At 67.0% G+C, this 21,648-nt stretch carries 20 protein-coding genes; 11 read left to right on the top strand and 9 right to left on the bottom strand.

Going from position 1 to position 21,648, the window contains the following annotated elements; translation table 11 throughout:
- Positions 1 to 4: 4 nt before the first annotated feature.
- Entirely contained in the window at positions 5 to 1,387 is a 1,383-nt protein-coding gene (gene ppnN, locus AC3QL2_RS07930; RefSeq protein WP_493234761.1) for a nucleotide 5'-monophosphate nucleosidase PpnN, read from the bottom strand.
- Positions 1,388 to 1,683: 296 nt separating this feature from the next.
- On the opposite strand from ppnN, the gene AC3QL2_RS07925 reads away from it, so the two are divergent.
- On the top strand, positions 1,684 to 2,328 hold the full coding sequence (locus AC3QL2_RS07925; RefSeq protein ID WP_493234762.1) for a Crp/Fnr family transcriptional regulator: 645 nt from the start codon (positions 1,684 to 1,686) through the stop codon (positions 2,326 to 2,328).
- 86 nt (positions 2,329 to 2,414) lie between these two features.
- Positions 2,415 to 2,723, top strand: a complete 309-nt coding sequence (cowN, locus tag AC3QL2_RS07920) for a N(2)-fixation sustaining protein CowN (protein WP_493234763.1) — start codon at positions 2,415 to 2,417, stop codon at positions 2,721 to 2,723.
- A gap of 9 nt (positions 2,724 to 2,732) precedes the next feature.
- Here the strand turns inward: cowN and AC3QL2_RS07915 are convergent, their stop codons facing one another.
- Both AC3QL2_RS07915 and AC3QL2_RS07910 read right to left on the bottom strand, forming a co-directional pair.
- Entirely contained in the window at positions 2,733 to 4,229 is a 1,497-nt protein-coding gene (locus AC3QL2_RS07915) for a diguanylate cyclase domain-containing protein (RefSeq protein WP_493234764.1), read from the bottom strand.
- Positions 4,230 to 4,484: 255 nt separating this feature from the next.
- Positions 4,485 to 4,700: a VF530 family protein gene (locus tag AC3QL2_RS07910; protein ID WP_493234766.1), complete on the bottom strand. Its 216-nt coding sequence runs from the start codon at positions 4,698 to 4,700 to the stop codon at positions 4,485 to 4,487.
- Between the two features lie 166 nt (positions 4,701 to 4,866).
- Between AC3QL2_RS07910 and AC3QL2_RS07905 the strand changes: the two genes are divergently transcribed.
- A complete protein-coding gene (locus AC3QL2_RS07905) occupies positions 4,867 to 5,274 on the top strand; it encodes an MAPEG family protein (protein WP_493234768.1) in 408 nt (135 codons plus the stop codon).
- Between the two features lie 18 nt (positions 5,275 to 5,292).
- Here AC3QL2_RS07905 and lgt read toward each other — a convergent pair whose 3' ends face one another.
- The 4 genes from lgt to uvrA all read right to left on the bottom strand — a co-directional run bounded on the left by lgt (position 5,293) and on the right by uvrA (position 10,813).
- Positions 5,293 to 6,078, bottom strand: a complete 786-nt coding sequence (gene lgt, locus AC3QL2_RS07900) for a prolipoprotein diacylglyceryl transferase (protein WP_493234770.1) — start codon at positions 6,076 to 6,078, stop codon at positions 5,293 to 5,295.
- 107 nt (positions 6,079 to 6,185) lie between these two features.
- Positions 6,186 to 6,884, bottom strand: coding sequence for a YceH family protein (locus tag AC3QL2_RS07895; protein ID WP_493234771.1), 699 nt, complete (start codon positions 6,882 to 6,884; stop codon positions 6,186 to 6,188).
- A gap of 101 nt (positions 6,885 to 6,985) precedes the next feature.
- Positions 6,986 to 7,894, bottom strand: a complete 909-nt coding sequence (locus AC3QL2_RS07890) for a DUF1186 domain-containing protein (protein WP_493234773.1) — start codon at positions 7,892 to 7,894, stop codon at positions 6,986 to 6,988.
- Between the two features lie 93 nt (positions 7,895 to 7,987).
- Positions 7,988 to 10,813, bottom strand: coding sequence for an excinuclease ABC subunit UvrA (uvrA, locus tag AC3QL2_RS07885; RefSeq protein ID WP_493234775.1), 2,826 nt, complete (start codon positions 10,811 to 10,813; stop codon positions 7,988 to 7,990).
- Between the two features lie 66 nt (positions 10,814 to 10,879).
- Here uvrA and AC3QL2_RS07880 point away from each other — a divergent pair, with 66 nt between their 5' ends.
- The 7 genes from AC3QL2_RS07880 to AC3QL2_RS07850 all read left to right on the top strand — a co-directional run bounded on the left by AC3QL2_RS07880 (position 10,880) and on the right by AC3QL2_RS07850 (position 17,373).
- Positions 10,880 to 12,076, top strand: coding sequence for an MFS transporter (locus AC3QL2_RS07880; RefSeq protein WP_493234777.1), 1,197 nt, complete (start codon positions 10,880 to 10,882; stop codon positions 12,074 to 12,076).
- A 33-nt stretch (positions 12,077 to 12,109) separates the two neighbouring features.
- Positions 12,110 to 12,736, top strand: a complete 627-nt coding sequence (gene ssb, locus AC3QL2_RS07875; RefSeq protein WP_493234779.1) for a single-stranded DNA-binding protein — start codon at positions 12,110 to 12,112, stop codon at positions 12,734 to 12,736.
- Between the two features lie 238 nt (positions 12,737 to 12,974).
- Positions 12,975 to 13,388 carry a VOC family protein gene (locus AC3QL2_RS07870; protein ID WP_493234781.1) on the top strand — a complete coding sequence of 138 codons (414 nt, stop codon included), beginning with the start codon at positions 12,975 to 12,977 and terminating at the stop codon, positions 13,386 to 13,388.
- A gap of 324 nt (positions 13,389 to 13,712) precedes the next feature.
- Entirely contained in the window at positions 13,713 to 14,180 is a 468-nt protein-coding gene (locus tag AC3QL2_RS07865) for a hypothetical protein (RefSeq protein WP_493234782.1), read from the top strand.
- A 261-nt stretch (positions 14,181 to 14,441) separates the two neighbouring features.
- On the top strand, positions 14,442 to 15,707 hold the full coding sequence (locus AC3QL2_RS07860) for an IS256 family transposase (protein ID WP_493236435.1): 1,266 nt from the start codon (positions 14,442 to 14,444) through the stop codon (positions 15,705 to 15,707).
- A gap of 526 nt (positions 15,708 to 16,233) precedes the next feature.
- Positions 16,234 to 16,755: a DinB family protein gene (locus AC3QL2_RS07855; protein WP_493235377.1), complete on the top strand. Its 522-nt coding sequence runs from the start codon at positions 16,234 to 16,236 to the stop codon at positions 16,753 to 16,755.
- Between the two features lie 372 nt (positions 16,756 to 17,127).
- Complete coding sequence (locus AC3QL2_RS07850; RefSeq protein ID WP_493235376.1) at positions 17,128 to 17,373, top strand: GlsB/YeaQ/YmgE family stress response membrane protein; 246 nt, start codon at positions 17,128 to 17,130, stop codon at positions 17,371 to 17,373.
- A gap of 74 nt (positions 17,374 to 17,447) precedes the next feature.
- Here AC3QL2_RS07850 and AC3QL2_RS07845 read toward each other — a convergent pair whose 3' ends face one another.
- On the bottom strand, positions 17,448 to 18,383 hold the full coding sequence (locus tag AC3QL2_RS07845; RefSeq protein WP_493235375.1) for an AraC family transcriptional regulator: 936 nt from the start codon (positions 18,381 to 18,383) through the stop codon (positions 17,448 to 17,450).
- Between the two features lie 218 nt (positions 18,384 to 18,601).
- On the opposite strand from AC3QL2_RS07845, the gene AC3QL2_RS07840 reads away from it, so the two are divergent.
- Positions 18,602 to 19,915, top strand: a complete 1,314-nt coding sequence (locus tag AC3QL2_RS07840; protein WP_493240372.1) for a cytochrome P450 — start codon at positions 18,602 to 18,604, stop codon at positions 19,913 to 19,915.
- On the opposite strand, the gene AC3QL2_RS07835 is transcribed toward AC3QL2_RS07840, so the two are convergent.
- Entirely contained in the window at positions 19,891 to 21,624 is a 1,734-nt protein-coding gene (locus tag AC3QL2_RS07835; protein WP_493235373.1) for a putative bifunctional diguanylate cyclase/phosphodiesterase, read from the bottom strand. The genes AC3QL2_RS07840 and AC3QL2_RS07835 overlap by 25 nt on opposite strands.
- Between the last annotated feature and the right edge of the window lie 24 nt (positions 21,625 to 21,648).

Below are 21,648 nucleotides of genomic sequence, written 5' to 3'. Positions count from 1 at the left end.
CTGCTCAGTCGTGCTTTTCGGCGACGATGCGGTAGCAGGGGTTGTACTTCTTGCCTGGCAGCTTCATGCGGCCCTGGGCCACGAAGGAGGCCATCAGCTCGTCCATCGGGCCCATGATCGTCGGGTCGCCGTGGATCTCGAAGCTGCCGTGCTTCTCGATCTCGCGGATGCCTTCGTCCTTCACGTTGCCGGCCACCACGCCCGAGAACGCGCGACGCAGGTTGGCGGCCAGCAGGTGGGCCGGCTGTTCCTTGTGCAGCTTGAGGCCGCGCATGCGCTCGTGGGTCGGACGGAAGGGCTGCTGGAATTCATGCTCGATGCGTAGCAGCCAGTTGAAGTAGTAGGCGTCGCGCCTTTCCTTGCGGAAGTTGCGCACCTGGTCGACGCCGCTCTTGATCTCCCGCGCCACCCGCGCCGGGTCGTTGATGATGATCTTGTAGCGCTGGCGGGCTGCGTCGCCGAGGGTTTCGGCGATGAAGCGGTCGATGCGCACGAAGTATTCCTCGGCGCTCTTCGGGCCGGTGAACACCAGTGGGAAGGGGATCGCCGCGTTGTCCGGGTGGAGCAGGATGCCGAGGATGTAGAGGATCTCCTCGCAGGTGCCGACGCCGCCGGGGAAGACCACGATGCCGTGGCTGGTGCGCACGAAGGCTTCGAGGCGCTTTTCCACGTCCGGCAGGATGACCAGCTCGTTCACCACCGGGTTCGGTGCCTCGGCGGCGATGATGCCCGGCTCGGTGAAGCCCAGGTAGCGGCCGCCCTTGATGCGCTGGGTGGCGTGGGCGATGGCGGCGCCCTTCATCGGCCCCTTCATGGCGCCGGGGCCGCAGCCGGTGCAGATGTCCATGCCGCGCAGGCCGAGCTGGTAGCCGACCAGCTTGGTGTAGTCGTATTCCTCGCGGTTGATCGAGTGGCCGCCCCAGCACACCACCACGTTGGGTTGGGTGATCGGCTGCAGCACGTTGGCGTTGCGCAGGATGTGGAACACCGCGTCGGTGACGCCGGCCGAAGTGCGGAGGTCGAACTTGGAATTGCCGTTGATCTCGTTGCCGACGTACACCACGTCGCGCAGCACCGCGATCAGGTGTTCCTGGATGCCGCGGATCATGCGCCCGTCCACGAAGGCGCTGGCCGGCGCGCCGTGGATGTCGAGCTTGATGCCGCGGGCCCGCTGCAGCACGCGGATGTCGAAGTTGCGGTAACGCTCCAGCAGCTCCTTGCCGTCGTCCATCTCGTTACCGCAGTTGAGCACCGCCAGGGAGCAGTTGCGGTATAGGGTGTTCAGGGCGCTGTCGCCCTGGTTCGACAATTTGGCGGCTTCCGAGCTGGACAGCACTTCCAGGCGCCCGGTGGGGGAGACTTGCGTGTCTACGGTTTCGTATTCCATGGCTGCGCTCTCATTGTCGTTGGGGGACCGGAACGGCAGCCTGCGGGACGTGAGCCTTCCCCCTGGCTGCCGGTGCGGCGCCGCTCGGGAGAGGTCGGACGACCGGCCACGCTGGCCGGTACGGGGGTAATGCGACACCCGTCCGAATCCAGAACAAGGCGACGCTCTGTGGGGCATCTTAACGTAGGGATATTCGTCCGGGAAAGCGGCGGATCTCACGGAAGGGGCGCCGGGCCTTGCTCCGGGGTGGCCTGGCGGGACTGGTCGGGCTGCCGCCGTGTGCTATGGTCATGGCCATGGCCGCCCCGCATCCCGATCCGCTGGCCGGCTTTCCGGCCGGTTTTCTCGATGGCTTCACCTCCCGCGAGGTGGGCAAGGGACAGCTGCTGGCGACGCCGGGACAGGCCCTGAACCAGGTCTTCATCGTGCGCAGCGGTCGTCTGCGGGTCTATCTGGCCAGCGATGCGCGGGAGCTGAGCCTGACCATCCTCGAGCCGGGCGACATCTTCACCACCCACACGCCGACCTTCGTGCGCAGCCTGGAGCCGGCGGCGCTGTCGGTGATCGGCATCCGCGAGTTCGCCGCCAAGCTGGCCGGAGCGCCGGCGGTGGCGCCGCTGATGATGAAGGTGCTGGGGCGCATCCTCGACAACGCGGTGTCGCTGGTGGAAGACCTGGCCTTCCGCGACGTGCCGGCGCGGCTGGCGCGCTTCCTGGTGCGCCAGGCCGAGCGGCGTGGCGAACAGGGTCCGGAGGGCTGCGTGCTGCCCATCGACCTGGGCACCGAGGACATCGCCTGCCTGCTCGGCACGACGCGCCAGTCGGTGTCCTCGCTGATCAACCAGTGGCAGCGGGAAGGCGTGCTGAGCCGCCGCGGGCGGCGCGCGCTGCTGATCCACGACCTGCCCGCGCTGGCCGCCCGCAGCCTGGCGCACGGCTAGCTACCGGCCGGAGTGTCGGCTGGCCGACGGAAGCTGCGGCGGCCTTTACGTACAGTCCGTTTCATCCATTTTTCAGGAGAAACGTGATGAAGCGGGAAAGCGAACACCTTCAGCCGTCCGGCCAGCCGGATCGTTACATCAGCTTTTGCGGGATCGATTGCGATCTGAATGCCCGGCGCCTGATGGAAGTCATCGATGCCCGGCTGCAGGAGCCGGGGCGCGGCAATGTCTTCTGGGACTATTTCCAGAAGAAGCGTCGTGGCGAAGGTGGGCCGCAGGTGGACGATCTGTTCCTGATCCACAGCAACATCAACCAGATCCGCGAGTTCCTGGAGGGCTGCGACGACGAGGCCGGCCTGGCGCTGCTCGAGCAGATCGAGGTGGAGTGCTGCTGAGCGCCGCGCTCAGCTGGCAAAGACCAGGCAGGCGCGCCCCACGTCCTTGGCCTGATACATGGCGTTGTCGGCGCTCTTCATCAGGCTGACGTCGTCCGCGCCATGGTCGGGGAACAGCCCGACGCCGATGGAGGCGGAGATCTGCAGCTCCAGTCCGTCCACCTCGAAAGGATGGGACAGGGCGCTGAGGATGCGCTCGGCGACGTGCCGGGCATCGGCCGGCGTGTCGATATGGGGCAGCAGCACGACGAACTCGTCGCCGCCCATGCGGGCCAGGGTGTCGGCTTCGCGAAGGCACTCGCGCATGCGCGCGGCGGCGGCGATCAACAGCTTGTCGCCGACCGCGTGGCCGTAGGCGTCATTGACCGGCTTGAAGCGGTCCAGGTCCACGAACATCAGGCCGGCCTGTGTGTGTTCCCGGCGCGCACGCGCCAGCGCGGAGTGCAGGCGGTCGGCGAACAGGGCGCGGTTGGGCAGGCGGGTCAGCGGATCGTGCTGGGCCATGTGGCGCATGCGCTCTTCGCTCTCCCGCAGTTCGCGCGTCATCGCCTGGGCGTGGGCGAAGGCGCGGCTGCGGCCGGTGACCAGCTGCCAGGTCAGCACGGCGAGCAGCAGGCTCAGGCTGGTGCCGGCCACGGCGATGATCCGTGTCGAGCCGAGGCCGCGCTGTTGCTCGAATTCCGGCGTGCTGCGGATGGCCAGCGTCCAGTTGTGGCGGGGAAAGCTGATGTACTGGAGCGTGGCGAAGCGCGGCGTGGCCTGCTCCTCCGATTCGGGGTGGGAGTCGAAAATCAGCGTTTCCGGCGTGACATCGCTGCCGTCGTAGATGCGCAGCGCAAGGCCGGGGATACCTTCTCCGTACAGGCTGGCCATCAGCGCCTCGAGCCGGAAGGCCACATGCACCCAGCCGCGCAGGGCCTGGCGGCGGGTCGCCGGGCTGTCGATGGGCTGGTCTTTGGCGTAGAGGGCCTGGTACATCGCGAAACCGGGTTGGCGGGGGACTTCATCCACCAGTAGCGTGATCTTGCGGGTCATCGCGGCGATGCCGGCGTCCCGCGTCTGCTGCATTGCGTCGCGGCGCAGAGGGTCGGCATACATGTCACGTCCGATGGCGCCCTGGTTGGCCAGCGTGTTGGGGGCGACATAGGCGATCGGCAGCGGTGCATCGTCGGCATGCCCCGGCGGCCGCGGGGTGTAGGCCATGATCTGCAGACCGGCAAAATCGGAGCCGTCGGTCAACACGTTCACATAGCGCCGGAAGTCGTCGGCACTGACCTGGCTAGAGGCCTCGAACAGGCCGCGGGCGCCGCGAAGCATCAGCTCACAGGCGGCCAGGCGCTGTTCGATACGGCCAGTGGTCTGGCGTACGCTGAACTCGAACTGGGCCCGCAGGTTGGCGTCGAGACCCTGCCGCTCATGCAGCCATAGCCAGCCGGTCAGGCACAGGGAGGTCAGGCCCACCAAAACGGGGAGCAGGCGTTCGAGGTGGCGCAGCGGAATCTTCACGCTCGACATGTTCCCGGCTTGGCAGACGGGGCGCCCGGCCGCAGGCCGTCAGCCCGGACTACGGGCGTGGCGGGGCGACGCAGGTGGCGTGACCGCATGGCAGGGCTCAGGGGGCTGGACGGACGGCTTTTCCTCAAACTGCAAATCTCCGTTCTTCTTGTTGTGAGCGGAATCGAGGATCGATGAAGTATTGAATTCGTAATATTTGTGGTTTTACGTCCTTGCACTATTAACTTTGGCACTCTTCGCAAAAAATCAGCTGCGCTGTTGCAGGTACAACCGCTCCACTTCGGCGCGGGCCCAGGGCGTGCGGCGCAGGAACTTCAGGCTGGACGGAATGCTGGGGTCGTTGTTGAAGCAGCGGATCGGGATGGCCGCGCCGAGGCTTTTCCAGCCATAGCGTGCGACCAGTTCGGTCAGCATGTGTTCGAGGGTGATGCCGTGCAGGGGGTTCTTGGGCTGGGTGCTCATGATGCTCACTTTGGGTTGATTCGGTCCGGCTGCCAAGCCAGGAAAACCCTGTGCACATCTTGGACAATCCCGGTGCGCTCACTTATGCTGCGCGCGTGTTCATGCATTATGGATGGCTTCGGCAGCCGCTGCCGGCGTTGCTCCACCTGCCCCCATGCGCGTTGCCATGCTCTATCCCCAGTTCGCCCTGGCGGCCTGGACCTTCGTGATCCTGCTGCTGATCGCTGTCAGGCGGCTCGGCGCCGGTTTTGCCGGTCGCGTCCGGGTGTCGGATTTCCGTTTCGGTGAATCGGCACAGGTGCCGCCCGAGGTGTGCCTGCCCAACCGGAACTACATGAACCTGCTGGAGCTGCCGGTGCTGTTCTATGTGCTGGGGTTGCTGTGCTACGTGACCGGCCAGCACTCGGCGCTGCAGCTGGGACTCGCATGGACCTACGTGGGGTTGCGGGTCGTGCATAGCCTGATCCACCTGGGCTACAACAACGTCTATCACCGCCTGGGGGCCTTCGCCCTCAGCAACGGGGTGTTGCTGGCCGCCTGGGTGCTGGCGGCCATCGGTCTGCCGGTGGATTGAGCGGCGCTGCGGCCAGCTTCAGGTTTCGTTGCGCTTGGTAGCCCACACAGCCATGGCGATACCGGCGAGGATCATCGGCAGGGACAGCCACTGGCCCATCGACATGCCGAAGGTCAGCAGGCCGAGGAAGTCGTCCGGTTCGCGGCCGAATTCGGCGATGAAGCGGAAGCTGCCGTAACCGATCAGGAAGGCCGCCGAGATCAGGCCGCGGGGGCGCGGTTTGGCGGCGAACCACCACAGGATCAGGAACAGGCTGACCCCTTCCAGCGCGAACTGGTAGAGCTGGGACGGGTGGCGCGGCAGGTTGTCCACCTGCGGGAAGATCATCGCCCACGGTACGTCGGTGACGCGTCCGACCAGCTCGCCGTTGATGAAGTTGCCGAGGCGCCCGGCGGCCAGCCCGAGGGGCACCAGCGGGGCGATGAAGTCGGTGACGGCCAGCCATGGGCGGTTGGTCTTGCGACCGAACAGCCACATGGCCACCAGCACGCCGAGGAAGCCCCCGTGGAAGGCCATGCCGCCCTGCCACACGGCGAGGATCTCGGCCGGATGGCTGAAGTAGTAGGCCGGCTTGTAGAACAGCACATAGCCCAGGCGCCCACCGAGGATCACCCCGAGCACGCCGTAGAACAGCAGGTCGTCGATCTGCTGCGCATCCCAGCCCAGCTCCGGCCGCCGTTTGGCATGGACCCGGCCGAGGGTCACGAAGAGGATGAAGGCGACGAGGTACATCAGGCCGTACCAGCGCACCGCGAGGGGGCCGATGGCGATGGCGACGGGGTCGAACTGGGGATGGACGAGCATGGGTTTCTTGGTCGGGGCGATGGGTCAAGGGCGCGTGGCCGGGGCGTGGCGCTGTCGGCGGGCGGCGTGGCCACCGTTCGGCATGTGCCTGCCGTGGTTCCGCACCCTCACTGGAACTGCTTGCGGAATTCCTCGAATTCGTTGGTCAGCCATTCCAGCTGCTGACGCAGACGGCGGACTTCCTCTTCGAGTTCCCCGACGCGGCTGCCGCGGGGGGCGGCCTGTTCTGCGGCCTCGAAGCTGTGGCTCTGCTGGGCGGCGGCTTCACCGCTCATCAGGTGGGTGTAGCGGGCTTCCTTGGTGCCCGGCGCCTTGGGCAGCTGGACGATCATCGGCGGGTACTTGTCGCCGAGTTTCTCCAGCACGTCCTCGACTTCGGTTGGGCTGCCGAAGGTGTGCATGCGCTCGCAGCGGGCGCGGATCTCGCCGAGGGTCTGCGGGCCGCGCAGCATCAGGATGGCCAGCACCGCCTGCATCGGCGGCGTGAGCGAATGGCGCAGGCGGATCTGGTGTTCCCACTTGGAGACGCGCGCCCCGGCCTGGTGGCGCTGGGTGACCAGGCCGCGCTCGGAGAGGCGGTCGAGGGTGGCCAGCACGGTGGCTTCCGACAGGTTCATCACCGGTTCGCGACCGGTGAGCTGGTTGCAACCGGTGACCAGCGCATTGACCGACAGCGGGTAGGTGTCGGGGGTGACGAAGGATTTCTCGATCAGCACCGCCAGCACGCGGACCTCGAAATCGTCCAGGTCGAAGCCGGCCTTGCTGTCGGAAGCGTCGGCGGGAAGGTCGGGCGTGGTGTCGGTCATGATGGGCTTCCAGTTCGTCGCGAGGCCGCCATGATAGCCGAGCATGGGTGTCGGCCCGATGGCAGCGGGATGTCGATGCCTATACGGTGTGTCTGAGACGCTCAGTTGGCGCCATGGCACTTCTTGTACTTGCGGCCGCTGCCGCAGGGACAGGGGTCGTTGCGGCCGACCTTGGCGCCGTCGCGAACGATGGGCTCGCGGATGGCGCCGAGGGGAATCGGGGCCAGCGCCACCGGCGGCATGTGGTGGATGTCCGGCCAGGCGGCGATCTCCGGGCGCAGCTCGTCGATCAGGCCATGGCCGGCCTCGCGCAGCGCGGCCAGCGCGTCGGCCGGGCTGCGGCGGATGTCGTCCTCCAACTGGTCGGCGTCCACATAGCTGTCGTCGATGAGGCCGGCGGCGAACCATTCATGGATCGTCGGCAGCTGCTCGACGGCGCCCAGGTCGGCCAGGTGGGTGACCAGTGCGTCGAGCAGCGGAAAGTCCTCGCCGCGCTCCGGCGTGTCCTGCAGGGCCTGGGCTTCACGGGTGCCGAAGTCGGTGAGGAAGTCCACTACCGGCCCGCGCGGGGTGAGGCCTTCGAGGGCGGCGAGGCTCATGGCTTCCAGCGCGGCGGCGCGGGCCCAGCGGCTGGCGCCGTCGTCGTCGGCCAGCGCGCTGAGGGGCGCGAGATCGCCGTTGCAGGTGGAGGCCAGCGCGCGGCCGTAGCTGTCATGGACCAGCTGGCCGAAGACAGTGTCCACCTGGCTCTCGTCCAGGTGGCCGAGTTCGATCAGCGGCCGGTAGGCACGGGTGTCGCGCCAGCGGGCGAGGAGCAGCATCGCGTACAGATGCAGCACGTAGCCGTCGGCCTGGGCCGGGGTCGGATCGGCGGCCAGCGCCTCCAGTTCGGCCACCAGCAGCGGGGCGATCTCGTCCCGGTGGGCGTCGGCGAGTCCGAGGGCGGCCAGCGGCAGCGGCGTGGCCAGGTATTCGAGTTGCGGGCGGAGGGAGGACCAGAGTTCGGACATGGCGCGATAAAAGTGCGACGAGACGGGTGATCAGTGTACTGGATGCCGCCCCCGGCGGTGGCACGGGGGCGGAGGGGAAAGGCGGGCGAGGGCTCAGGCGGCGGGCAGCAGCTTGGCCAGGTAGCGGCCGGTGTGGCTGGCGGGGTTTCCGGCGAGGGTTTCCGGCGTGCCGCTGCCGACCAGGGTGCCGCCGCCGTTGCCGCCTTCCGGGCCCATGTCGAGCAGCCAGTCGGCGGTCTTGATGACGTCCAGGTTGTGCTCGATGACGACGATGGTGTTGCCGTGGTCGCGCAGGCGGTGCAGCACCGACAGCAGCAGCTCGATGTCGGCGAAGTGCAGGCCGGTGGTCGGTTCGTCGAGGATGTACAGCGTGCGGCCGGTGTCGCGCTTCGACAGCTCCAGCGCCAGCTTGACCCGCTGGGCTTCGCCGCCGGACAGGGTGGTAGCGCTCTGGCCGAGGCGGATGTAGCCGAGGCCGACCTGCATCAGCGTGTCCAGCTTGCGGGCGACGATAGGCACGGCGTTGAAGAATTCCAGCGCCTGCTCGACGGTCATCTCCAGCACTTCGTAGATGGTCTTGCCCTTGTAGCGGATCTCCAGGGTTTCCCGGTTGTAGCGCTTGCCGTGGCAGATGTCGCAGGGCACGTACATGTCGGGCAGGAAGTGCATTTCCACCTTGATCAGGCCGTCGCCCTGGCAGGCCTCGCAGCGCCCGCCCTTGACGTTGAAGCTGAAGCGGCCGGGGCCGTAGCCGCGGGCCTTGGCTTCCGGCACGCCGGAGAACAGGTCGCGGATCGGCGTCAGCAGGCCGGTGTAGGTGGCCGGGTTGGAGCGCGGCGTGCGGCCGATCGGGCTCTGATCGACGTTGATGACCTTGTCGAAGTGATCGAGGCCGTGGATGTCGACGCACGGCGCCGCCTCGATGCTGCTGCCGTTCACGTGGCGGGCCACGTGAGCGTAGAGGGTGTCGTTGATCAGCGTGCTCTTGCCGGAGCCGGACACGCCGGTGACGCAGGTGAACAGGCCGACCGGGATGTCGATGGTGACGTCCTTCAGGTTGTTGCCGCTGGCGCCCTCGATGCGCAGGAACTTGTCGGGGTCGGCCGGGTGGCGCTTGTCCGGCACGGCGATGCTGCGGGTGCCGGACAAATAGGCGCCGGTCAGGGAGTCCGGATGGGCGGCGACCACCTCCGGCGTACCTTCGGCGATCACCTGGCCGCCGTGCTCGCCGGCGCCAGGGCCCATGTCCACCACGTAGTCGGCCATGCGGATCGCGTCTTCGTCGTGCTCGACGACGATCACCGTGTTGCCCATGTCGCGCAGGCGGCGAAGGGTTTCCAGCAGGCGGTCGTTATCGCGCTGGTGGAGACCGATGGACGGCTCGTCGAGCACGTACATCACGCCGGTGAGGCCGGAGCCGATCTGGCTGGCCAGGCGGATGCGCTGCGCCTCGCCGCCCGACAGCGTGTCGGCGGAGCGGTCGAGGGACAGGTAGTCGAGGCCGACGTTGATCAGGAACTGCAGGCGCGAGGAGATCTCGGAAACGATCTTCTCGGCCACCTGGGCGCGCTGGCCGCTGAGGCGCAGGCCGTCGAAAAACGCCTTGCTCTGGGCCAGCGGCAGGCGGCTGACTTCCGACAGGTTACGCTCGCCGATCAGCACGTAGCGGGCTTCGGTGCGCAGGCGGCCACCGCCGCAGGCCGGGCAGGGGCAGTTGGCGCGGTACTTGGCCAGCTCCTCGCGCACCGCGATGGAGTCGGTTTCCTTGAAGCGCCGTTCGAGGTTGGGAATGATCCCCTCGAAGGCGTGCTCCTTGAGCACCGGCTTGCCGCCGTCGGACAGGTAGCGGAAGGCGATCTTCTCTTTGCCGGAGCCGTTCAGCACCACTTCGCGAGTTTCCGTCGGCAGCTCCTCGAAGGGCGTGTCGATGCTGAAGCCGTAATGGTCGGCCAGGCTGGCGAGCAGCTGGAAGTAGAACTGGTTGCGGCGGTCCCAGCCACGGATCGCGCCGGAGGCCAGCGACAGGTCGGGGTGGGCGACGACCCGCTGCGGGTCGAAGAAATCCACGTTGCCGAGGCCGTCGCACTTGGGGCAGGCGCCCATCGGGTTGTTGAAGGAGAACAGCCGCGGCTCCAGCTCGGCCAGCGCGAAGCTGCACACCGGGCAGGCGAACTTGGCCGAGAACAGGTATTCCTTGCCGGAGTCCATCTCCACCGCGATGGCGCGGCCCTCGGCGTGGGTCAGCGCCGTCTCGAAGGATTCGGCGATGCGCCCGCGCAGGTCCTGGCGCACCTTCAGGCGGTCGACGACCACCTCGATGTCGTGGCGGCGGTTCTTGTCCAGCACCGGCAGGTTGTCCAGCTCATGCACGATGCCATCCACGCGCACCCGCACGAAGCCCTGGGCGCGCAGCTCGACGAACAGGTCGGCCTGCTCGCCCTTGCGGCCGCTGATCACCGGGGCGACGATCATCAGCTTGGTTTCCTCCGGCAGGGCCAGCACCGCGTCCACCATCTGCGACACGCTCTGCGCTTCCAGCGCGTGCTCCGGGTGGTCGGGGCAGTGGGGCGTACCGGCGCGGGCGTAGAGCAGGCGCAGGTAGTCGTGGATCTCGGTGACCGTGCCCACCGTCGAACGCGGGTTGTGGCTGGTGGCCTTCTGCTCGATGGAGATCGCCGGCGACAGGCCCTCGATGAGGTCCACGTCGGGCTTCTCCATCAGCTGCAGGAACTGGCGGGCGTAGGCCGACAGGGACTCCACGTAACGGCGCTGGCCTTCCGCGTACAGCGTGTCGAAGGCCAGCGAGCTCTTGCCCGAGCCGGACAGGCCGGTGATCACGGTGAGCCGGTTGCGCGGAATGTCGAGCGCGATGTTCTTCAGGTTGTGGGTGCGGGCACCGCGGATTCGGATGGCGTCCATGGGGCATTGTGGGCAGGGGCAACCTGTTAATATACGCCTCTTGACCCTCCCCACGCAGCACGTTTCATGGCTTCCTCCACTGACGACAAGATGAGCCCGGCCGAGCGCCGCGCCGGCCTTTCCCTGGCGGCGATCTTCGCGCTGCGCATGCTGGGCCTGTTCCTGATCCTGCCGGTGTTCGCGGTGCACGCCCACGGCATGCCCGGCGGCGACAACGTGGCCCTGGTCGGTATGGCCATCGGCGCCTACGGCCTGACCCAGGCCTTCCTGCAGATTCCCTTCGGCGCCGCCTCCGACCGCTTCGGCCGCAAGCCGGTGATCGTCTTCGGCCTGGTCCTGTTCGTGATCGGCAGCATCGTCGCGGCGCTGGCCCAGGACGTCCATTCGGTGGTCATCGGCCGCGTGCTGCAGGGCGCCGGCGCCATTTCCGCCGCGGTTACCGCGCTGGCTGCCGACCTCACCCGCGACCAGCACCGCACCAAGGTGATGGCGATGATCGGCTCGTCCATCGGCCTGGTCTTCGCGCTGTCGATGGTCGCCGCGCCGCTGCTGTATTCGGTGATCGGCATGAGCGGCCTGTTCTGGCTCACCGCCGGGCTGGCCGCGCTGGCGATCCTCGCCGTGATCTTCGTCGTGCCGGCCGCGCCGCCGGTGCCGCGGGCCACCGCGCGCTTCTCCGAAGTGCTCGGCAACAGCCAGCTGATGCGCCTCAACTTCGGCGTCTTCGCGCTGCACCTGATGCAGACCGCCATGTGGGTGCTGGTGCCCGCCGGCCTCGTGCGCGCCGGCCTGCCGGTGGCCGAGCACTGGAAGGTTTATCTGCCGGCGGTGCTGGTGTCCTTCACGGTGATGGTGCCGGCGGTGATCGTCGCCGAGAAGAAGGGCGCCATGAAGACCGTCTTCAACTCCGCCATAGCGCTGCTGCTGGCGGTGCAGGTCGGCCTGTATTTCGAGGGCAACGCCGGCATGTGGCCGCTGGCCATCCTGCTGACCCTGTTCTTCGTCGCCTTCAATGTGCTGGAGGCGACCCAACCTTCGTGGATTTCCAAGATCGCCCCGCCGCACGCCAAGGGCACGGCGCTGGGCATCTACAACACGCTGCAGTCCATCGGCCTGTTCCTTGGCGGCGCGCTGGGCGGCTGGCTGGCCCAGCACGTCGGCCCAGGCTCGGTGTCGCTGCTCGGCGGCGGTCTCGCGGTGGCCTGGCTGATCCTGGCCTCCGGCATGCCGGCACCGGTCCGCCGCAAGGTGGCCGCGGCCTGAGCGGCAGCCCTACAGAATTTTTAGGAGAGAAATATGGCTTCGGTCAACAAAGTGATTCTTGTCGGCAACCTGGGCAAGGATCCCGAAACCCGTTACGCCCCGAGCGGCGACGCGATCTGCAACATCACCCTCGCCACCACCGACACCTGGCGCGACAAGGCCAGCGGTGAGAAGCGCGAGGCCACCGAATGGCACCGCGTGGTGTTCTTCGGCAAGCTCGCTGAAATCGCCGGGCAATACCTGCGCAAGGGCAGCCAGGTGTACGTGGAAGGCTCCCTGCGCACCCGCAAGTGGCAGGACAAGGACGGCCAGGACCGCTACACCACCGAAATCCGCGCCGACGAGATGAAGATGCTCGGCAGCCGCCAGGGCATGGGCGGCGGCGACGAGTCGGCCCGCAACGAAGGCGGCTTCGGCGGCGGCCGCCCGGCCGGCAACTACGGCGGTGGCGGCAACCGCGACAGCGGTGGCAACTACGGCGGCGGGCGCGACAGCGGCGGCAACTATGGTGGCGGCGGCGGTTCGTCCTATGGCGGTGGCCGCGACAGCGGTGCTGGCTTCGGTGGCGGTTCCGCCCCGGCCCCCAGCGCCCCGGCCGCGCCCCAGCGTCCGGCCGGCGGCAATGATTTCGGCGGCTTCGACGACGACATTCCGTTCTAGACGCCTCTCCCGTCGAGGGAATGCAGAAACCCGGGCCGGCCAATGCGCCGCCCGGGTTTTTTATCGTCTGTCGCAGGGGCGTGTCAGAAATTCCGTGTTCAAGGTGCATGAGGCACCGGCAGTTATCGCGCCGTAGTGTCGTCGCCCTGAAATGAAGTCAGGTTTATGATATTGAACTGTATTTGTATACAGTTTATGGTCCGCTACTTAACTTCAACTGCATCTCAGGAGATCCCGCATGCTTGACCACATGACGTTCCGCGTTATCGATATCGCCCGGGCAAAGGCGTTTTATAGTGCGGCCCTGGAACCGCTGGGTTACAGCGTATGTTTCGAAGGCCAGTACGGCTCGAACATCCTCGGGTTTGCCTATCCAGACGCATCCGAGCCGGATGGCAAGAAGGCCGATGTGTGGTTCATCGACGGTCCTTCACCCTATGGCGGTCCGGCAGCAACGTCCGGTTGCCACCTCGCCTGGCGAGCCACGAATCGTGCGCAAGTCGATGCTTTCTACAAGGCCGCCATCGCCGCTGGCGGAAAATGCAATGGTGCCCCTGGGCTCCGACCGGACTATCACGCAAATTATTACGGCGCGTTCGTGATTGACCCTGAAGGCAACAACATTGAAGCGGTCTGCCATTTGCCCGAATAATTCAACAACATGGCCCCAACCCCCAGGTTTTGGGGCTCTCCTGCACGCAACATCGAGCCTCTGCGCTCAGCCTGACGGTCGCCAACGACCTCCCAGTCGAACACCGTCAGCCAAGGACCGGCCGCCAGGCCGGTTTTTCTTTCCTGACGACCCGCTTGCTTCCCTGCCTCTGCGCGCAGCGGGATGAGTTGGGGCCTCGTGCGGCGCCGATGAATGTCATTGAGATAATCTGTATGTAATATTCGTGGTGTTGCCGTTGGCATTCATGCAGGTGCGGGCCTTCATGGCCACGGCCACACCACTTCAATCTCAAGGAGCCTCACCATGACCCAGAATCTGGTCTCGATCACCTTTGCCCAGGCCGATATCGCCGCCATCGACACCATGCTCACCACGCTCGAAGCCAAGCTCGGTGCGCTCATCACGCTTTCCGCCGACGAGCGCCGCAAGGCCGTCAAGATGGGGGACAAGTCGGAAGCCTTCTGCCGTCAGACCGAGCTGGTGCTGCGCCAGAACCCCGGCATCGTGCCCAGCAATTTCGACCTCGCCGGCTTCCAGCAGGACATCATCGCCCTTGACGTCCTGCGCCCCCGCCTGCAACGTCTGCGCACCCTTGCCGACCGGGCCGACGACACCGAACTGGCCCTCGGCAGCGACATCATGAGCGCCGCCTACGATGGCTACGCCCTCGCCAAGGTCGGCGGCAAGGGTACGGCCCTCGACACCCTCAAGGAGTCCATGCAGACCCGCCTGTCCCGCAAGCCGCGCAGCGTCGCCAAGCCGGCAGCCTGACCGCCCCTCCGCCCGCCGGCCGACCCGCTTTCCGCAGCCGTCCGGCGGCCCGCCGACACCCTGCCGCGCCCCTGCGACGTCCGCCCGGCCCCTGCCGGGTCGCTCCGCACAGACAGTCCGCTCCGCCAGACATCCCCGGACGCCGATCCGACACCCTCCGAAGCCGTCCCGACCCTCAGAAAGCTCCTCGTGAGGAGCCCGGCGAGAGCCTGTCAGAATTTTTGTGTTTGAGGCATAACGTAAGCCCTGAAAGGGAAGGTTATGCCAAGGAAGAAACAGAAACAGCCCCTGCCCGCCGTTGCGGAGTTGCCGGAAGAGGCGAAGCGATGGCTGGAGCAGATGGTGACAGGTCCGATGACGGCAGAGGCGGTCGAGGACGTGATGCGCGGTTTCAAGAAGGCGCTGATCGAGCGGGCGCTGCAGGCCGAGATGAGCCATCACCTTGGCTACGCAGCGGGCGAGGAGAAGCCTGAATCGAGCGCCAACCAGCGCAATGGCACGAGCGGCAAGACGGTGCTCACCGACGAGGGGCCGCTGCGCATCGACGTGCCGCGGGACCGTGCCGGACAGTTCGAGCCGAAGTTGATCGGCAAGCACGAACGGCGCTTTACGGGTTTCGACGACAAGATCATTGCGATGTACGCCCGCGGGATGAGCGTGCGCGAGATCCAGGCATTTCTAATGCAGATGTACAACACAGAGGTGTCGCCGGACTTCATCAGCCAGGTCACCGACTCGGTGATGGAAGAAGTGCGGGAGTGGCAGAGCCGGCCACTCGAGGCGATGTACCCCGTGGTGTTCTTCGATGCTTTGCGGGTGAAGATCCGCGAGGATGCGGTGGTGTGCAGCAAGGCGGTATTCCTGGCGCTGGGCGTGCGCTCGGACGGTAGCCGGGACATCCTGGGCCTGTGGATCGAGCAGACCGAAGGAGCGAAGTTCTGGCTGAAGGTCTTCAACGACCTGAAGCTGCGCGGCTGCGACGACATCCTGATTGCCGTCACCGACGGTCTGAAAGGCATGGCCGAGGCGCTCGAAGCGGTGTATCCGCGCACGACGCTACAGACCTGCATCGTGCATCTACTGCGCAACAGCCTGGGCTACGCCGGCTATAAGGACCGTCAGGGGCTCGCCGATGCCTTGAAGCCGATCTACCAGGCGGTGAGCGTCGAGGCGGCGGAGGCGGCGCTCGAGGCGTTTGCAGAAGGGGAATGGGGGCAGCGCTTCCCGACCATCACGCTGTCGTGGCGACGGGCCTGGGAGCAGGTGATCCCGTTCTTTGCCTTCCCACCCGAGGTGCGCCGGGTCATCTACACGACCAATGCTATCGAGAGTCTTAATGCGCGGGTACGCAAGATCATCAAGACGCGGGGCCACTTCCCGACGGACGAGGCGGCGACCAAGTTGATCTGGTTGGCGCTGCGCAACATTACGGCCGAGTGGAAGAAGCCGATGCTGTACTGGAGGCAGGCGATGAACCAGTTTGCCATCCTCTACACCGATCGTTTCATCCCGGCGATGACACGATGAGCCGATTCTTCCTGCCCTGCCGCGGCAGGGCAGGAAGAATCGAACCGCCTTGAACACAAAATATCTGACACTCCCCCCGGCGAATGTCCTGCCCTATCCGCGAATCCCTCGCGAGCCCCTCCGGGACAGACCATCCCTATCCCGCCGATACTCCCGCCCTATTCGAAAGCTGCTCGCGAGGCCCACCGGGATAGGGGCCGACTGTCCGGGAGCTGCTCGCGAGCAGCCCGGAGACAGGACTGCCCTATCCCTCGCACCCAATCGAGGACTTCTGATATAGGACGGACTACCTCGGCGGTGGTCGCGACTACCTCCGGGATGGTCGCGAGTACCTCAGAGGAGGTCGCAACTCCATGGGACATGGCGGCGAGCACCTCCAGGACCCTGATCCGGCCCAGTCCAGACATCGCCAGACCTCGTTGAAGCAATAGATGCGTATCCCAGAAATACGTCGACATCATGCTTGCCGCCCTGTGTGGTGCGCAGTAGATTCGGACAGCGCACGGCACTGGGCAGCGCGCTCAAATTGGACAACGCCATTCTCCTCACCCTCATGCACCTCCAGACACCCCTCAAGTACAAGGCCTGGGCTGATCGTCGGACCCTGGATGCCGTGGCCCAGATCGACCGCGAGATTCATGTCGCCCAGTTCGATTTCGCCAGACAGCAGTTGAATCACATGGTCCGTGTCGAAGAACTGTTTCGCGCCCGGCTCACCGGCGGCGCCGAACCGCATGACTCAACCAATACGCCGGAACTGCCCCTCTTCGAAACGCTGGCTGCCCGCCTCAGCGCATCGAACCAGTGGCTGCAGGACTACGCACAGGCCTTGCATCCCGAGCACTTCGAACAGCGAATCCACTTCACCTTCGTCGACGGCAAGAAAGGGGCGATGAGCCGGGAGGAGGTGCTCTACCACCTGATCAACCACGGCACTTATCACCGCGGCGCGATCGGTCATGCGCTCGATCTCGCCAAGGCACCCCGGCCGGCGGACACGTTTACCGTCTTCATTCACGCAACTGAGCCTCACCGCCGGGAAGGCTGACATGGCGCTGCAGCCAACCCGCAGCGGCGTGTCGCCACTCCTGGCCGACTGAACGCCAAGGTGGGTGTCACCTTGATGTCCTCCGCCGACAAAGTCGTCGAACTTGAGCTTGGCCCCGAATGGGATGGCGAGTTACTAGCGTGCCCCCGCTCCGTCGTTGCCGCCGAGGGAGGAACGATGAAAGAGGTGTCCAGGATCAGGCCGCCTGTCCGGGATACGGACCCGAGCAGCGCGGAGACAGTCCCGTCCTATCTCCCGCGCCCAATCGAGGGCTTTTGACGCAGAACGGACGACCTCGGAGGAGCGCACGAACCCGGTGGACATGCGCCAGTTCGGTTCCTAAGCTTCAATGCAGGTAGCTTGGAGCACGCAATGAGTATTCTGTGGTTCCTGATCATTGGCTTGGTTGCGGGCTGGTTGGCCGGAACGCTGGTCAAAGGCGGCGGCTTTGGCCTCGTCGGCGATCTCGTCGTCGGAACAATCGGTGCGCTGGTGGGCGGGTTTCTATTCCGCGCACTCGGTGTTTCAGCGGGTGGGGGCCTCCTTGGAAGCCTTATCGTGGCAACTGTCGGTGCGGTCGTGCTGCTCTTCCTCATCCGGCTCATCAAACGTCCGTAGTCTCTCGGATATTCAATTCCGCCTTGCGTGGCTTTGCGTTTTCGGACACTTCAGCCACACCGTATCCCCGTCCCTCACACCCACAACCGATACATCCAGAACGACTCGTCCTCGATGAAGCGCCGGGCGAATTCCGTCGGTGCGAAGCCGGTGATGCGGCGGGATTCGCGGCTCATGTGGGCCTGGTCGGCGAAGCCTTCGTCCTGGGCGAGGGCGGCCCATTCGAAGGGGCGGCCGTTTTCGTAGCGTTCCCGTGCCGCGAAGAAGATGCCCTCGGTGCGCACGAGGGCCTGCCATTCGCGCAGGGAGCGGCCGCTGAAGGTCTTGATGCGTCGTTCGACCTGCCGCGGGCTGTGGGTCTGCCGCCAGTCGCGGGCCTGCAGTGCGAGGCGCTCGACCCAGTGGCGGCCGAGCTGGCGTAGCGACGGTGTGGTTGAGCTGCGCCCCTGCAGGGCTTGCCAGTGGGGTGCCAGGTGCTCTTCGAGCACGGCCAGCGTGGCGGCATCGTCGGGGGCGTGGGCCAGTGCGTCGAGAAAAGGGCGCCAGCGGGCGTCCAGCGCCGTGCCGGCGGGGACGAAGCGGTCGTGGATGGCGCCCAGATCCAGGCCGAACAGGGCTTTCGCCACATCCGGGGTGAAGCACATCACGCCGCCGCGCCCGCAGGTCGGCGCCCAGCTCACCCGCGGGCGGGACTGGCTGCCGGAGATGACCACCGGGTTGCCGAAGGGGGTCCAGCGGCCTTGGTCCGCGTCCGGCTCGACGAGTCCCACATCCATCTCCTGAAACCAGGACAGGGAGATCAGCGGCGAGGCCGGGAAATGGGACAGGCGCTGGGCATCGCTGAGGACCACGCCGCGGGTGTCGCGGCTCAGCACGGCCACGATGGCCCCCTGCAGGGCCGGCGGGGCGGGGTACAGCCGGGACCACGGGGCCGGATCGTCGGCCGGCAGCCGCGGCGCGCGGGTCAGCGGATGGGGGCAGGCGGCGAAGGGCGGCGGGCACGGGGACATGGGCCGACAGTATAGGCAGCGGTGCCGTTGTCGACATGTCGTTTGCGTTCAAGACGGCCCCGCCGGGCGGATCAACAATGGCCGCCATGAACACACCGACCTCTCCCCGCTGCCCGTTCCATTCGGGCTCTTCGTCCCCGGCGCCGTTGTCCGGCGCGCCGGGATCCTGGCCTCCGGGCCCCACCGCTGGCGTTACCGGCTGGAGCCTGCTGCGGCGCATGTCGCGCGACCTGTTCGGCGAGCTGTCCGCCTGGCAGGCGCAGTTCGGCGACGTGGTGCATCTGCGCATCTGGCCGGAGCACCAGGTCATCGTCACCGATCCCCAACTGGCGCGCGAGCTGCTGGTCAGCCACCACGACGCGCTGATCCGCTGGGAGCGCGGCATGCGCGTGTTTGCCCAGCTCCACGGGCACAGCGTATTCATCGCCGAAGGGAAGGCCTGGAAGGACAAGCGCCATGCGTTGCAGCCGGCTTTCTCGGGCAAGGCCGTGGAGGCTTTCGTGCCGACCATTGCCGCCGCCACGGCCGCGGCGCTGGATCGTTGGCCGGTGGACGGCGGCTTGCTGCCGATCGAGAGCGCGCTGACTTCGCTGACGATGGACGTGATCCTGCGCATGCTCTTCTCGAGCGAGATCGGCGACGAGGCGCGGGTGGCCGAGGAGGCGGTGCGCACCGTCAGCGCGGCGGCCAATGCGGAGTTCTACTGGCCGGCCAGTTCACCCGACTGGATGCCCTGGAAGCGCGACAAGCGGCAGGCGCTGGCGGCGCTCAACGGCCTCGTCGAGCGCCATCTGCAGGCCCGTCTGAAGCAGCCGGAGGACACCTGGCCCGACGACCTGCTGGCACGCCTGCTGCGGCTGCACCGGGACGATGGGCAGGCCTGGCCGCTGCAGGCGGTGCACGATGAATGCATGACGACCTTCCTCGCCGGCCATGAAACCGCCGCCGCGACGCTGAGCTGGTGGGCCTGGTGCATGGCGGCCCATCCGGAGGCCCAGGCGGCGGCCGCGGCGGAGGTCCGGCTCGGCCTTGGCGATCGGCCGCCATCCGCTGCCGATTTGCCGCAGCTACCCTATCTGGCCCAGACGGTGCAGGAGACGTTGCGCCTCTACCCGACGGCGCCGATGCTCAACAGCCGCCGCTCGACCCGGCCGATTGCGCTTGGGGACTGGCGTTTCCCGGCGGGGACGATGTTCATGCTGCCGGTGTTGCTGATGCACCGCGACGCGCGCTGGTTTCCCGAGCCGCTGCGCTTCCAGCCCGAACGCTTCGGCCCCGCTGCGGCGGATTTCCCGCGCGGCGCCTATCTGCCCTTCGGCGCCGGCCCGCGGGTGTGCCTGGGCCAGCACCTGGCGCTGACCGAGATGAAGGTGATCACCGCGATGATCCTGCAGCGCTTTACGCTGTCGGCACCTGCCGGCATGGCGCCGCCGCAGCCGCGCTTCCATGTGTCCCTGCGGCCGGAGCAAGCACTGCAGTTGCGGGTGAGCTCCCGCCAGCAGCCGGGCTATTCGACGGCGACTGCGGGCTGAGTGGTCGCGAGGGTGAGGAAGCGCGCGAAGTCACCGGCCGTCAGCGGGCGGCTGTACAGGTAGCCCTGCATCACGTCGCACTCGCAGGTGACCAGGAAAGCCCGCTGGGACTCGGTCTCGATGCCTTCGGCGATGACCCGCAGGCCGAGGCTGTGGCCCATCGCGACGATGGCCCGCACGATGCTGCGGTCCGCCTCGCTGGCGTCCAGATCGGTGATGAACATCCGGTCGATCTTGAGGGAATCGATCGGGAAGCGCTTCAGGTAGCCCAGCGACGAATAGTCGGCGCCGAAGTCGTCGAGGGCGATGCGTACGCCGAGGCGGTGCAGCGCATCCATCACGGCGAGCGTCTCGGCCTCGCCGTTGACCGCGACCCGCTCGGTGATCTCGAGCACCAGGCGTTCGGGCGGTAGCTGGGTCTCGGCCAGGATGTTGCGGATGGTGTCGGTGAGGCCGCATTCGTGGAACTGGTCGGCGGACAGGTTCACCGCGATGTTGATCGGCGGCAGCCCTTCTTCCCGCCAGCGGTAGGCCTGCCGGCAGGCCTCCTCGATGACCCAGCGCCCCACATCCACGATGAGGCCGGAGTCTTCCAGGATGGGCACGAACTCCAGCGGCGAGATCGAGCCCAGCGTGGGGTGCCGCCAGCGCAGCAGCGCTTCGGCGCCGACCACGTGGCCGTCCGAGATGGCGGCCTTGGGCTGGTAGTGCAGCTCGAATTCCTGGCGGGCCAGGGCCTGGTGCAGCGCGCTTTCCAGGATCAGCCGGCGCTGGCCGACCCGGTGCATGTCGGGGGTGTACAGGCTGTAAGCGCCGCCGCGGTGTGCCTCCACCTGCAGCAGTGCGGCGGTGGCGGCGAGCAGCATGTGCTCGGCGTCGTCGTCGCTGGAGCGGCGCGGACAGGCGCCGATGCGGCTGCTGATCGCGATGCGGTAGTCGCCGAGCTCGAACGGAAGCTCCAGGCTGTGGTTCAGGCGCCGGGCGATGGCGGCCAGCGCGGCCTCGCTGTCGCAGTGGGGCAGGGCCAGCGCAAAGCTGCCGTCGTCCAGGTGGGCCAGAAAATCCTCGGGGCCGACCTGGGTGGCCAGGCGCCGGGCCATCTCCTGCTGCAGCTTGTGGCCGGCGTCGGGCAGCAGGGTGCGGATCGCGTGGCTGCGGCGTCCCATTTCGATGAGCAGCAGGGCCGCGTTGGCCTGGTCGTGCAGCAGGGCTTCCAGGTGCAGCTCCAGGCGGGCCCGGTTGGGCAAGCCGGTGACCGGGTTCTGCTCGGCACGCTGCTGCAGCGTGGCCCGCGCGGTGCGCAGCTCCGCCTCGGCCCGGGCGTGGGCGATCTCCCGTTCGAGGATCGGCAGCAGCTTGGGCAGGTCGTGCTTGGCCATGCAGTCGCGGGCGCCGCGGTGCATGGCCTCCACGGCCTCGGCGGTTTCCATGGTGCCGGACATGATGATCACCGGCATCGCCGGTCTGCCGCCGCCGGCCGCCCCGATCATGTCGAGGGCGATGAGGGCATCCAGGTCGGGCAGGTGGTGGTCGCAGACGATCAGGTCCCAGCTTCCGTCGCGCAGGGCGGCACTCAGGCCGGCGCGGTTGGCGACACGGCTGAGCTGGGCCGGTATCGCGCTGTCGAGCAGCGCCAGGCGCAACAGCTCGGCGTCGTCGTCCGAGTCTTCGATCAGCAGGATCTGCAGCACGGCGTTCTCCTTGGGCATGGCTTTGCTCACTCAGCGCAGGGG

This window comes from Zoogloea sp. GW822-FHT05C07, from assembly GCF_058800215.1.
Note: the sequence above shows the minus strand (reverse complement) of the source record. Positions and strands in the feature narration are given on the sequence as shown.

Coding starts and splice junctions, on each gene's coding strand:
- AC3QL2_RS07895 (WP_493234771.1), bottom strand. CDS start 6,884: ATGACCGACACCACGCCCGACCTTCCCGCCGACGCTTCCGACAGCAAG.
- uvrA (WP_493234775.1), bottom strand. CDS start 10,813: ATGGACGCCATCCGAATCCGCGGTGCCCGCACCCACAACCTGAAGAAC.
- ppnN (WP_493234761.1), bottom strand. CDS start 1,387: ATGGAATACGAAACCGTAGACACGCAAGTCTCCCCCACCGGGCGCCTG.
- AC3QL2_RS07910 (WP_493234766.1), bottom strand. CDS start 4,700: ATGAGCACCCAGCCCAAGAACCCCCTGCACGGCATCACCCTCGAACAC.
- AC3QL2_RS07925 (WP_493234762.1), top strand. CDS start 1,684: ATGGCCGCCCCGCATCCCGATCCGCTGGCCGGCTTTCCGGCCGGTTTT.
- AC3QL2_RS07890 (WP_493234773.1), bottom strand. CDS start 7,894: ATGTCCGAACTCTGGTCCTCCCTCCGCCCGCAACTCGAATACCTGGCC.
- AC3QL2_RS07840 (WP_493240372.1), top strand. CDS start 18,602: ATGTCGCGCGACCTGTTCGGCGAGCTGTCCGCCTGGCAGGCGCAGTTC.
- cowN (WP_493234763.1), top strand. CDS start 2,415: ATGAAGCGGGAAAGCGAACACCTTCAGCCGTCCGGCCAGCCGGATCGT.
- AC3QL2_RS07845 (WP_493235375.1), bottom strand. CDS start 18,383: ATGTCCCCGTGCCCGCCGCCCTTCGCCGCCTGCCCCCATCCGCTGACC.
- lgt (WP_493234770.1), bottom strand. CDS start 6,078: ATGCTCGTCCATCCCCAGTTCGACCCCGTCGCCATCGCCATCGGCCCC.
- AC3QL2_RS07835 (WP_493235373.1), bottom strand. CDS start 21,624: ATGCCCAAGGAGAACGCCGTGCTGCAGATCCTGCTGATCGAAGACTCG.
- AC3QL2_RS07850 (WP_493235376.1), top strand. CDS start 17,128: ATGAGTATTCTGTGGTTCCTGATCATTGGCTTGGTTGCGGGCTGGTTG.
- AC3QL2_RS07870 (WP_493234781.1), top strand. CDS start 12,975: ATGCTTGACCACATGACGTTCCGCGTTATCGATATCGCCCGGGCAAAG.
- AC3QL2_RS07905 (WP_493234768.1), top strand. CDS start 4,867: ATGCTCTATCCCCAGTTCGCCCTGGCGGCCTGGACCTTCGTGATCCTG.
- AC3QL2_RS07865 (WP_493234782.1), top strand. CDS start 13,713: ATGACCCAGAATCTGGTCTCGATCACCTTTGCCCAGGCCGATATCGCC.
- AC3QL2_RS07860 (WP_493236435.1), top strand. CDS start 14,442: ATGCCAAGGAAGAAACAGAAACAGCCCCTGCCCGCCGTTGCGGAGTTG.
- ssb (WP_493234779.1), top strand. CDS start 12,110: ATGGCTTCGGTCAACAAAGTGATTCTTGTCGGCAACCTGGGCAAGGAT.
- AC3QL2_RS07880 (WP_493234777.1), top strand. CDS start 10,880: ATGGCTTCCTCCACTGACGACAAGATGAGCCCGGCCGAGCGCCGCGCC.